This is a genomic window from Novipirellula methanifontis (assembly GCF_052161655.1).
In the GTDB taxonomy this organism is placed as follows: Bacteria; Planctomycetota; Planctomycetia; order Pirellulales; family Pirellulaceae; genus Novipirellula.
The window spans coordinates 5154814-5167076 of the sequence record NZ_CP197418.1 but is presented as its reverse complement, the minus strand read 5'-3'; the positions used below and the strand labels follow the sequence as shown (position 1 = coordinate 5167076).

Here is a 12263-nt window from a genome sequence, read left to right as displayed (position 1 = left end):
CATTTAACGGTAAGCCATTCGGTACAGGATTCGCTCGATCATTTTTCGGCATCATCCGAAGGCCCCACTTATGATTACAACCATTATCAGTACTGTCTGCTTCATCGTCATGGCCGCGCTCGTAGCCGGTTCCTTGCTAAACCTGAGCTCCAATCCTCATTGGTTTGTTCGTGGATGGGATTTCCCTCGCGCCCAAATCGTGGGGATAGGCTTCGTTGTCACGCTTGTGTATTTCGTAACCAACGCGGTGCTCGAAGGATCCTTTGGCACGAAGACCGCCCTCGTGATGATTGGCTTTTTCATTTTTCTGGTGATTTGGCATGGCATCCGCATTCTGCCCTACACAAAGGTTGCGAAACCTCAGGCATTGTCGACCGAGCATGTTAGCGATGATCGTTCGATCCGCGTCGTGGTCTCGAATCTGTTGCAGGAGAATGAAAACCACGATTTGTGGCTGGACACGATCCGTAACGAAAACCCCGATATCATCGTGGCACTGGAAGTCAACCAACGCTGGGCGGATGCGTTTGAAAAATTGTCCGATACATATCCTCACGTGGTCGCACAGCCGCAAGAGAACTGCTACGGCATGATGCTGATGTCCCGCTTTCCTATCGAGTCTTCGGAGATCCGCTATTTGATCCAGTCGGACATTCCATCGATTGATGCGGTTATCCGAATGAAGTCCGGTGAGTTGTTTCGTGTTGTGGGTGTTCACCCAAGACCACCGGAACCGGTGCGAGATCAAGATTCCGTGCCCCGTGATGCAGAATTATTGCTGCATGCCGAACAGGTGCGTGATGAGACATTGCCGGTGATCGTGGGCGGCGATCTAAACGATGTCGCGTGGTCACGAACAACACGATTGTTCTTGCAAATCAGCAATTTACTGGACCCACGACGTGGTCGCGGGTTCTTCAATTCGTTTCACGCTCAACATGTCTGGTTCCGCTTTCCGCTAGACCATATTTTTCATTCTCGGCATTTCACCGTTCGTGAAATTCGCCGCTTGCGTGAAGTAGGGTCCGACCATTTTCCGATTCTTATTCAGCTGCAACTGGAACCCGAAAAGAAAGAGGAGCAGCCTGCGATGACCGACACGCAAGAGGACCACGAAGAGGCAGAAGAATTGATCGAGCGAGCTCGCGAGGACGAGTCGTCAACTGCGATGTGACGACAACTCAGTCTTTACTATAGCCAATCACGCCGCTCATGAACTCGGGTTCCAACTCGGCGGTGGACTCGTTTGAGTGTAGTACCGAGATGTCGCCAGTGGATTCGAAGACGACCGCGAGCACTTGGTCGTAGTTTAACGCATTGGCTTCGCGCAATTTGGCAAACACATCCTCGCGAGTCACATTAGCTTTGCGTAGGTTCGCCTCGATCATCTCATGGCCTTGCATCAGCAATAAAGGTTGATTGTCAACCACGCTAGAGAACGTCGCCGAGCGTTGCCGAAGCACAGCAATCAGCCATTGTCCTAGAAACAGGCATCCGATTGCTGTGATCCCCAACATCAGACTGGGCGACGGCGAGGAAATCGTTGATCCAAATAGCGATCCGACCGCCACGGTCATCGCAAAATCTGCAGCCGACATTTTTGAAAAACTTCTCAGTCCAACGATTCTTGTGTATAGCAGAATCACGGCATAGGTCGCGATCGTCGAGAGGAGCACGAACGGAATCACGGCCAAGTCAACGCTGATCCATTTTTCAAACATCAAACAAATATCCTGTAGTAGGTTCACGAGCCTCGTGGTTTAGCCACTCCGGCGAGTTATTTCGTACAGAGCAATCAATGTGCCGCTAACGAGTCACAGGAAACGCCGCACGAGACGAGTAGAACGCGTCAGACAAAAATTTCGACCAGCTACACTCGAAGTGGTACGCCGATTGCCTAGCAAGGGGGCAGCAAGTGAATGGAGGCACAAAGAGCTGCGGAATTCCCAGGGAGGGCTCCTTCCAAATTCACATACCCCTTTTCTCATTTGGCAAATCACTATGGCTACCACCGCTCCCACGATCGCTTCGGCGTCCGATTCCATTACATGGCGAGGCTTCAAAACCGCGTCGCTTCCCGACGTTCCGCATTGGGTCGAATTGCTTGGTCGTGCCGGGTACATCGCCAAGGGCGTCGTCTACTTTGTCGTCGGCTATCTGGCGTTTCAGCTGGCGATCGGAGCAGGCGGCAAAATCTCGGGTGCACGGGGTGCGATTCGGGAAATTGGACAACAACCGTTTGGCCGCATTCTGCTTGGCTTGATCGCGATTGGTTTGATGGGTTACACCGCATGGCGGCTGGTGCAAGCGGGCAAGGATACCGAGGGAGACGGTACGGATATAAAAGGAGTCGTGAAACGGATCGGTTATGTGATCAGCGGGGTGACCTACGTCCTGCTCGGCATTTTTGCGGCGTCATTGGCACTTGGTATCGCAACTCATTCGGGACAGTCCGATGCAGGGCACGGTTTTCTGCTCGGCTCACTTTGGGGTCGGGCAATCTTAGGCGTGGTCGGGTTGGGGGTCATCGGAGCCGGGATTGCATTCGGCTATAAGGCCTACAGGGCAAAGTTCATGGAAAAGTACGATTTTACGGCGATGAGCGAGAAATTACGATCGGTCGCACTTTATGCAGGACGCGTCGGACTAACCACTCGCGGGGTGGCATTCATCTTGATTGGAAGCTTTCTGCTCAACTCGGCCGTTCAGGGAGCAAGTGGCGAAGAGGTTACCGGACTGGCAGATGCGTTAGCTGTAATCGCCGTGCAATCCTACGGAAAGATCTTATTGGCGATAACTGGGTTTGGACTTATGTGTTACGCCGTTCATTCGCTGATGAAGGGATGGTTTCGAGTATTTAACGTGTCCAAGCTTTAGTCGTGGCACGCGATTCGCGTTTAACTTTGCTGAACGCTTGATCGGACGTACTGTCAGGCGAATCTAAACAAGATCCTCTCACGGAGAATAACGATGGCCACCACCGTCGCAAACGAAAGCAAGTTACTGAAGGTAATCCTCGCAGTCTTGTTGCCGCCACTAGCCGTATTCATGCACTCGGGATTGAGCACCCAGTTCTGGCTTAACCTCGTCCTAACCATCGTCGGTTTTTGGATCGTCGGTGTAATCCATGCTTTGATCGTTGTTCTCTAAAGAACCCGACTCGATAACCATTGCAGATGACTGCAGGGTCAAAGTTGTCGACACACTACCATTGACGCAAGAGAGTGGTGGGGGCAGCGGACGGAATTCTGTGATCGCAGCGTCGAACCACACCAGTTCACTGCACTGCGATTTACGAGGTTCAGTTCGCTGCTCTTTTTTATTGATAAATTAGAGCCCCGACATCGAACCAGTTCTGCTCGAGTGAGCCGACGGCGCTAGCCGCGGGCAAAGCGAAATGTAAATTTTGCGGCCGGCAGCTAATACTTTGGCATTGATTTAGGAGATTAGGAATGTGTTTTTCTTTCGTTCTATACTGCGGTCACCTCTCCACCGACGAAGTCGGGGGAGACTGCTGGTTTAGTGAGCCGTGACGCGTAAGCGGCCGGGTCTCGCGCATTACCCGGTGCCTTACGGCCCACGGCTCACAACTGCGAGTTGCATTTCGAAAAAACCAACTGCCCGCTAAGCAGGTAGGCAGAAATCATTGGGTGAAATCCCGTTAGCCGTTTGGGCGCTAGCCCCGGTTGAATGTCAGAACCGTGGCTAGCGCCAAAGCGGCTAACTAAATCAGCAATCTGCAAAGTTGGTGGAGAGGTGGCAGAAAACCAACGCAACCAAAAATCACGACAACACCATCGTTTTAGCAGTCCGACCGCTAGCTCCGACGGCTCAGTATTGCAGCAATAAATTCGCTTGTAGGTTTTGAAGCTCGCTCGAGAAATCCCCATCAAGGCACGAGTCAATTTTCTCCCATGCAACACGAACATAAATTGAGGCGTCGTGCTGCCGCTTATGGAGTGCATTTCTTTACCGCATCAGGGATCATTCCCTCGGCACTCGCGGTTCGCGAAATCGCGTCGCCGAATTGCGATCCACCAGTTGTCTTTTTGTGGCTGCTGTTGGCGACGTTGATTGATGCATTTGATGGCCCCCTGGCTCGGAAATTTCATGTCAAGCGATTTGCCCCCAACATCGACGGGCGGACGATCGACGATTTGATTGACTATTTGACATTCGCTTTTATCCCCTTGCTGCTGATTTGGCGAATGGAGTGGTTACCGGCGGGCACCGGATGGACCGTGATGTTGGCGATGGCAGCAAGTCTGCTTGGTTTTGCACACGTTCATGCAAAAGACGAAGAGCGAGGTTTCTTTCGTGGATTCCCTTCGTACTGGAATGCGTTCGCGCTGTACGCCGGTGTATTCAGTTCCGTCTACAGTCCTTGGTTGACGGCGATCTCGATGTGGTGCTTGACCATTTTGACGGTGATGCCCGTATGGATGATTTATCCCAATTTGGCACCGCGACCGTGGCGGGTTTGGATATTAGGGGGCGCCGCGTTGTGGACGCTCACGATGATTGCGATCTTGTGGCAGTACCCGCGTCCGTCCACCGAACTGCTGCTAATCTCACTCGCATACCCAGCGTTTTACACTTACGCATCGTGGTATTGCCACCGCAGCGGCCCCACACAACCCGAGAGTGTGTAGGAACTAGGGCACCTTATAATTGATGTGCGATGTAGGTCCGGTTCTCACCGGACGATTACAAAATGGCCGGTAAGAACCGGCCCTACAGCATATCTAAAAATGCTCACAAACGCTGCGAGAAGAGTTCTCCTGATTGACTTGCATCCGTCTCGATGTCAGGAGATAAAAGAGCATAGTTCGACTGTCCCATTTTTTCGATTTCAGCGTATTCGTGAGCCGACGGCGCTAGCCGCGGGCCTTATTTTGCCAACGTTTTACCGAGCGTCAGCCCGACGCTAGCGCGTTCGGCTCACAAAATGGGACAGTCGAAATAGTGGTCAGCGGCTTAATAGGTGGACGTCAGATGAGTTGACGCAAACGGGTCGACTTTCTGTTGTTTCGCTGCGAGCGTCATACTCTGACGTTCCGCCACGCGGGCGGCGAGTCGCTGAGCCCGTTTTTCGCGTTTTTGTTCGGCGCGTTCCTGCCGCTGGGCAAGCAACTCCTGTTCGCGTTCGACCTGTGTTTGCTGTTGTTGACGATAGGCATTTTGACGCATCACCAACATCTGCTGCTGTTGTTGCTGTTGTAATTGGGCCAACTGCGTTCGCATCTGATACATTTGACGCTGTGCAGTGACAGATTGGATCGCAGCAAACGAATTAAACGGAGTCACACTTTGCGGCGACACCGTCGCGATATTACCGCTCGCGGGGCCGCCGCCTCCTCGACCGCCTGAGCATTGTGCTTGGACATCACTGCCCCAACACGCTGCTATCGCCATGAACAATGGAATCACGGCTGGTGACACTGCTGATTTGAATCGCACTAACATTACGCTTCTCCCCGAGTTTGTTTTCCGACACCTGCAGGAAACCGATGTTCCCTATTGATCAGGGTCGATTCGGGACGATGAATGTCACGGCAGGATCAGGTCAAGCGAAGTTTGTCGCAACACTCGCAGTTCCGGATTCTCGACCGGGGCGTAACCGGTCAACAGGATCGTGGCCTCGCGGTGCAAGACGATCGCTTCGACAAAATCGAACCAGGGAATGGGGGACGAGCGTGTCGGTTGACCTTGCAAGTCGCGGATCCAGCGGCCCAGCGACTCATCCGCCGCTCGTAACGCTTCCCGAGCTTCGTCGGCTTGACCGCTGCGGTGTAGTGCCATAGCCAGCGGTGCTTGAACGATCTCGGCGCCGGGCCAATTCGGGTCTTCGCCCGCTTCACGAAGCCGATCGATCGCCAACTCGAAATCGCTTGCACGTAGATGTGCCAACCCGGCCACATACTGACAAACCTGGCGTGGCAAGAAATCGCCGCTTGGGGGCCCACCAAAATGATCTCGCGGTCGACCGGGATCATCAAACGGTCGCCTTCCTGGAGGTCCGAAGCCACGGCCCTCAGGTTCATCCATAGGATCAAACTCTCGATCCGGGGGATCAAACGGTCGATCCAATTCATCCAGTGGCGAGTTTCGCGGTGGTCTTCGATCCCGCGGCGGTCCTCCGCCTGGTCGGTGGGATGGGTGAGCCGCCTGGTCGGTTAACCAACGTTCGGCATCATTGGCAAATTGTTCGATTGAGATGGCGGACGTAGGTTCTGCTGAAATGACTAAGCCGCGTAACGTCCACCAATGAGGCGTCTCAGTGTGTTGCTGGATTCGTTCGAGGTCTTTCGTTAACAATTTGCTATAAGCTGGCTCGTTACCGGTCAATTGAAACAACGCGTGAACGCCCCACCACTGTGGCGAATCGGTCGGTGCCCCCAGACTCAAACCATGCTCGTAATCCGCGGCGGCCTCCTCCCAAAGTTTCAATCGCGTAAAAAACTGCGCACGCTGGACCCATGGCAAATAATAGCTAGGTTGCATTTGGATAGCGTCGGCATAATCTTGACGAGCTTCGGGCCATTGTTCGGCATCCGCATGGGCTTGTCCGCTGGCTACCAGCAGATTTGCGGACGTCAAACGCTCGGCAAATTGTTCGACTTCGAGTCGAGCCGCAGTGGCGTCGTTTTTAGCTTGCACCGCTTCCTGCAGCGCCCGGTCTTTCATATCACGCTCGTCGATTGCCGCCGACATTTGCCAAAGACTGGTCACCAATCCGATGATCATCGTGACGGCAACGAGCGATGCCGTGATCAATGGAACCCGATTTCGTTGAGCGAATTTTCGAATTTGATAACTGCGGCTAGGCGGGCGGGCATTGATCGGTTCTTCGTTGAGATAGTGCCGAATGTCGCCCGCCATCGCGGCAGCCGACTCGTAGCGCCGTGTTCGATCCTTGTCCAACGACTTCATCACAATCCAATCCAAGTCACCTCGAACCGTCGAAGTCAAACGCGTTGGCTCGGTGTGCCGGGTTACTGAAACCGTGCTCAATCGTTCGCCCATCGTGGTCAGCCGTGCGCTGGGTTTGGGCGGCTCTTCCTCGCGAATGATGCGACGCATCTCGTCATAGCCCGCCGAATCCAAACGCTCGCGATCAAACGGTGTGGTTCCCGTCAACAATTCGTAAAGCATCACTCCCAGCGAGTAAATGTCGCTGCGTGTGTCGACGTCCAATCCACTCATCTCCGCTTGCTCGGGGCTCATGTACAGCGGCGTGCCGATCATCGAGAAGAAGCGGGTGTAAATGGTTTTATCGGTCAAGCTTTGCCCGATGGCTTTGGCGACACCAAAGTCAATCACTTTCACAACCGGTTTGTCATCGTGAAGCGTCACCATCACGTTGCTGGGTTTGATGTCGCGGTGAATAACTCCTTTCTGGTGCGCGTGCTGGACCGCAGAACAGACGTCGGTGAACAAACTCAAACGGGCCGCAACATCCAATTGGTGATTGTCACAGAACTCGGTGATGGGAACGCCGCGAACGAGTTCCATTACGAAATAGGGGCGAGCATCATCGGTCACGCCAGCATCAAAGACCTGGGCGATGTTGGGATGGTCCATCAACGCAACCGCTTGTCGCTCGGCTTCAAAGCGGGCGATGATCTCTTTGGACCCTGTGCCTGGCTTGACGATTTTGAGGGCGACTCGGCGCTTCACCGGCCGTTCTTGTTGGGCAACAAAAACCAATCCGAAGCCCCCTTCACCGATCTGTTCCATCAAGCGGTACGCCCCGATTTTCATCCCGATATGTTCAGGCGATTTCGGTGGCGGCGCAATCGACGTGATTGTGGGCATTTCACTGAGCCCTTTGCCGAGCGGATTGTCCAGCGGGTTGGACGGACGATCGTGTGCCGCCAACAACGCTTCGACCGAAGCGCGTAACGCCGCATTGTCACCGCAAGCCGAGTCAAGGTAATCGTTACGTTGATCCGGGGTCGACGAATCAAGGGCTTCCAAAAAGATCGATCGCTCGTTGGGACTGCTCATGGTGACCTAAAACTCAATCGGCAAAAAAACTCTCGCATTGGCCCGGACGATTTTGGCGTCGTCGCAGGCCAACCTCGGCAAATGCACCGCAACGACTTCTGAAATATCCAAGTTAGTGTGTCATGCGTGACGCCGACACACTTGGGGCCACCCATTTGTTGGATTTGCTTTTTTCAGGGTTAATCAAGCGGAAATGACGATGATGTTTATTCAGGCGCATCGAGTTCTCGTCGCAGCCAAGCCCGAGCGTAGGTCCAATTCCGCTTAGTTGTCCGGGGGGAAACGCCGAGAACTTCGGCCGTTTCGTCGATAGTCAAACCGGTGAAGTAGCGTAGTTCGACCAGTTTTGCCAAGTCCGGATCTTCGGCTGCCAGTTTGGTGAGGGCTTCGTCGAGCGACAGCAGGGTCTCGAAATCGTCGGGATCTAGCACAGCATCGTCGTCGCTGAGTTCGGACCGCGACAACCCGCCCCCGCGTTTTTCAGCATTTCGCCGCCGGGCGCTTTCGATCAAGATTCGCCGCATCGCTTCGGCAGCTGCCGCGAAAAAATGTCCGCGGCTGTCCCATTGCGGACGATCTTCGCAGCCAACCAACCGCATAAAGGCTTCGTGGACCAAGGCGGTCGGCTGCAGCGTTTGCCCCGACTTTTCTTGCGTCATTTTGTGCGACGCCAGCCTGCGGAGCTCGTCATAGACAAGCGGCAATAACTGGCTCGCGGCTTGCCGATCGCCGCCATCAATGGCCGTCAGAATTTTAGTTACTTCGCTATTCATATTCAGAGTATAGCCATTCAGCAGCGAGGAAAAAATGCAACCATTCTAAACGATTACCATAAAGTTGATTCCTTTCAGATGCATATCGCCGCTGCTGATCAGCGTATCGACGGTATCGAGTCCGACGGTTTCCATTTCATTCGATGCTGCAATGCGAACATGATACGCTCCGGTATGGTCGAACGAACCAAATTCGTAATTTCCTGCACGATCGGTTACGGTCGCATCGACCACGTTGCCGTCGCTATCGAGCAATTCGACCGTGACACCTTCCATCGGCACACTGGGACGGAAGTTATCGATTGGACGTCCCCCGTTTCGCGGCGAACCCTTGCTACCTCGATTTGCCGTGGTCGGTTGAACGACCGCTGACTGCGACAGGACCGTGCCCGCGATCGATGGGCTAAAGAAAAACACGTTATCCTGTAACGAATCAACACCCGTGTTTCGCTCGATCACATCCGCTAGTGTTGTGTTCTCGACCTCGCGAAGGTCGCGTCCCGAGAGCGTGTTTTCGTAATAGAAGCGATCGCCATCGCGAATACGCTCGAACTGATCGGCAATAATCAACGATGCCGTTTCACCGAGTGAGCTGTCCTCGGCATGGTCCTCGGCCAACAAGCCGACCCACAAATCGATGTTGTTGACATCACCATAAAGCGACTCGAGCTTAGCTTGCAATTCAGTGTCGCTCGTAATTTCGTCAAACGATTCGTACGCCTCTAAACCATATGCTGTGCGAACCGAGTTGAAATCCGCCAACCCGTGGTCGCGTCCACGTTGGATGTTCAGCGACACAAGGTCCAATCCGCCCGCACCGGGAGGTCCGAACAAGAAGTTACGCAAACTGTCAACGACTTCCAAGTCGACCTCTTGTGAAAGACTCGAGGCGCCCGCTTTCAGAATCGAATCGATACCGGTTTCTTCCAATAGCGATGGATTGAAAAAGGCATTGGCTAGCGAAACCGCTTCGCGAACTTCGATCCCATCATTGCCAACGAAATCGACATTGTCGCTGAGCGTCGTGTGTCCGAATCGGAATGCCGCAGTGGAGAATTCGTTGACAATTGATGGGTTGACACTCGAATCGTAACCTTCGTAATCAGCGATCACATCTTTCCCGAGCAAGGCAGGCAAGAACTCGTTGTACGTAATCGATTGGATCTCGGCGATCACCATTGCGCGAGCCGCCTGGAAGATATCCTCGTCGCTCCAATCAGGATTTTCGGATGCGATTTCGTCAGCCAATCGATTGTGTTCACGAAGGAACAGTGTCTGCATCGAAGTCAGCCCGAGGTTTTCCGCGGCGCGAATATCTCCGGCTTGGATGTTGCCATCGCTATCGGTAGGCAACAAGCCTTCGTCAGTGATTCGCATCCGTCCGCCACTGAATTCACGAAGCAGATCGTTCGTGGCTTGATCGCTTCCATAGACCTGCGAACCGTCAATCCAAGCGGTGATCGAATTGACTTGTTCTGCTGGATTGTCAACCGAGGTTCCCGTACCGTCGGCAACACCCGAACGTGTCAGCGGAATCACCGCTTCGCCCGTGCTGAAGGGGTCAAACAGAGGATCACTCGTTGGAACCGCAATGTCAAACGTTTCCGCGTCGTCCCCCTCTTGAGTCAGCGAAAGGTCGATGTCGTGGTCGATGAATTGCCCCCACAGATAGACGAAATCGGTCAAGTCGCGATCGTTGGTGGTTCCTTCGGGATCGGCAGCCGAAAGCGTGTTACTGATCTCGCGAGCACTCGGACGATCCGCTCCCGCAGGTTCCGAAATTCCATCTGCGTAATCGGCATCCGCAACTCGCAGCAGGGGAATATTTGCGGCACCGAATTCGGGGTTGTCAAGATTATTGCCGGTTCCGTCAATCGAGCGTACTTCATCGGTGAGATCGGTGGTCGGATCTTCGACTTGCGGATCTTCAGTCGGTGGACTTTGCGGTGAATCGCTGGGGATGTGCTGTGAACCACGTCCACGGTTCAGCCGGTTGATCACCATCAACGCGTCGATCGCGGTGTGGCGTCCATCATTATTCACATCGGGCATCATTCCCCGCTGGTTAACGGTGCCGTTGACTCCGCCATTATCCCGCTGGCGATTCATTTCGTTGACCACCGTCAACGCGTCCACAGCCGAGACGATCCCATCGTTGTTGACATCCTCGGGCATCAAGTCGTTGTGAAAAAGATTGGCAGCCAATAACTGGCGTGTTTCAAGCGACTCCGCACGCAATCGGCGACGTGGTTGGGGGCAGCGACGCTTCGCGGTTGGTGAGACGTAAAGGTGGCTGAACCAACGAGTTAGAAAATGAGCCATGGGGAAACCCTCCAGACAAGGTGGCACGTTTGAAAAGGTGAAAAGAAGAGAAGACAAGCTTGTGGTCTTCATTCTTGGGTCGGAATTGCTCTCAAAGTGTCACAAAAGAAGTTGGGAATCGTCCTTACTAATTATCAAAGGGAATTTCGTCGTCTGTCGAATTGACGCTCGCTTGAATTGATTAAGGCGAGAAAAGTCGAAACACGGCGTTATTCCCCACGAAAACGAACGACTTTCTGGTAGCTACCTTCGCCAGAAGGTGGTGCTTCGCATTGGACGCTAACAATCCACGCTCTGGCGAGCATAGCTACGAAACGCGAATGCCATAATTTGCAGCACAAAAATGGTTCACGAAGTTAGGCGCGAGGCTGGAAGGAGCGTTTTTAGTGGTGTTCATCGAAACGATATACAAAAATCGGACATTATTGGCCTCTTTTGACATCAAATCACGCATGAAGAAATGCCAGGCAATGTCTCACACCAACGTCATCCAAGGGAGAAACGATGTCGACTGCTACTGCAAATGAATCCTCGGATGTGCAAGTTTCCGTTGCCGAGATGCTCGATCAAGTTCGTCATGGAGACACAAATTCGCTCGGTGAACTGCTTCAGCTGTATCGCAACTATTTGAGTGTATTGGCGACCACCCAATTGGACGGTCGATTGCGACGGCGCATGAGCCCATCGGATCTTGTCCAAGAAACGATGATGGCGGCTCATCGAGATTTTGCTGCTTTTCGTGGCGGCAGCGAAGGCGAGTTGCTGGCGTGGTTGCGTCAAATCCTAAGCAACTGCTTGGGGCATGCCATCGAAGCGAACGTGTTTGCTAAGAAACGAGATATTCGACGTGAGGTCGCTTTGGACCAAGTCGCCAATAATGTTGACGACAGCATGGCCCGACTCGCGAACATTTTAGCGGATCGCGGAGCGTCGCCCAGTGAGAACATGGGACGTCGCGAGTTGGCACTTCGTTTGTCCAACCAACTTGCCAAGCTAAAGCCTGAATATCGCGAAGTGATCGTGTTCCGTAATTTGCAAGGGCTGTCGTTTGATGAGATTGCCGAACGAATGGGACGTAAATCCGGCGCGGCGCGGATGCTGTGGTTGAGAGCGATCAACAAATTCAAAGAAACATGTGAAATATTCGATTAGTGGTTT

10 protein-coding genes are annotated in these 12263 nt (G+C 53.4%); 5 read left to right on the top strand and 5 right to left on the bottom strand.

From position 1 onward, the window contains the following. Window positions 1-70: 70 nt before the first annotated feature. Window positions 71-1174 carry an endonuclease/exonuclease/phosphatase family protein gene (locus SH528x_RS18815; protein ID WP_442512009.1) on the top strand — a complete coding sequence of 368 codons (1104 nt, stop codon included), beginning with the start codon at window positions 71-73 and terminating at the stop codon, window positions 1172-1174. 7 nt (window positions 1175-1181) lie between these two features. Here the strand turns inward: SH528x_RS18815 and SH528x_RS18810 are convergent, their stop codons facing one another. Next, the gene (locus tag SH528x_RS18810) at window positions 1182-1721 is read right to left on the bottom strand and encodes a DUF421 domain-containing protein (RefSeq protein ID WP_442512008.1); all 540 of its coding nucleotides are present in this window, start codon (window positions 1719-1721) and stop codon (window positions 1182-1184) included. A gap of 280 nt (window positions 1722-2001) precedes the next feature. Here SH528x_RS18810 and SH528x_RS18805 point away from each other — a divergent pair, with 280 nt between their 5' ends. The 3 genes from SH528x_RS18805 (at window position 2002) to SH528x_RS18795 (ending at window position 4652) form a co-directional block, all read left to right on the top strand. Beyond that, window positions 2002-2877 (top strand): DUF1206 domain-containing protein, encoded by an 876-nt coding sequence (locus SH528x_RS18805; RefSeq protein WP_442512007.1) that lies wholly within the window; start codon window positions 2002-2004, stop codon window positions 2875-2877. A 93-nt stretch (window positions 2878-2970) separates the two neighbouring features. Continuing rightward, entirely contained in the window at window positions 2971-3150 is a 180-nt protein-coding gene (locus tag SH528x_RS18800) for a YqaE/Pmp3 family membrane protein (RefSeq protein WP_442512006.1), read from the top strand. Window positions 3151-3914: 764 nt separating this feature from the next. Next, window positions 3915-4652, top strand: coding sequence for a CDP-alcohol phosphatidyltransferase family protein (locus SH528x_RS18795; protein ID WP_442512005.1), 738 nt, complete (start codon window positions 3915-3917; stop codon window positions 4650-4652). Between the two features lie 325 nt (window positions 4653-4977). Here the strand turns inward: SH528x_RS18795 and SH528x_RS18790 are convergent, their stop codons facing one another. From SH528x_RS18790 to SH528x_RS18775, 4 genes are all read right to left on the bottom strand, one after another. After that, window positions 4978-5466 (bottom strand): hypothetical protein, encoded by a 489-nt coding sequence (locus SH528x_RS18790; protein ID WP_442512004.1) that lies wholly within the window; start codon window positions 5464-5466, stop codon window positions 4978-4980. 84 nt (window positions 5467-5550) lie between these two features. Continuing rightward, window positions 5551-8010: a protein kinase domain-containing protein gene (locus SH528x_RS18785; protein ID WP_442512003.1), complete on the bottom strand. Its 2460-nt coding sequence runs from the start codon at window positions 8008-8010 to the stop codon at window positions 5551-5553. A gap of 206 nt (window positions 8011-8216) precedes the next feature. Then, window positions 8217-8783: an ECF-type sigma factor gene (locus SH528x_RS18780; protein WP_442512002.1), complete on the bottom strand. Its 567-nt coding sequence runs from the start codon at window positions 8781-8783 to the stop codon at window positions 8217-8219. Between the two features lie 45 nt (window positions 8784-8828). Beyond that, entirely contained in the window at window positions 8829-11105 is a 2277-nt protein-coding gene (locus SH528x_RS18775) for a peroxidase family protein (protein ID WP_442512001.1), read from the bottom strand. A gap of 504 nt (window positions 11106-11609) precedes the next feature. On the opposite strand from SH528x_RS18775, the gene SH528x_RS18770 reads away from it, so the two are divergent. Continuing rightward, window positions 11610-12257: a sigma-70 family RNA polymerase sigma factor gene (locus SH528x_RS18770; RefSeq protein ID WP_442512000.1), complete on the top strand. Its 648-nt coding sequence runs from the start codon at window positions 11610-11612 to the stop codon at window positions 12255-12257. Window positions 12258-12263 lie beyond the last annotated feature (6 nt).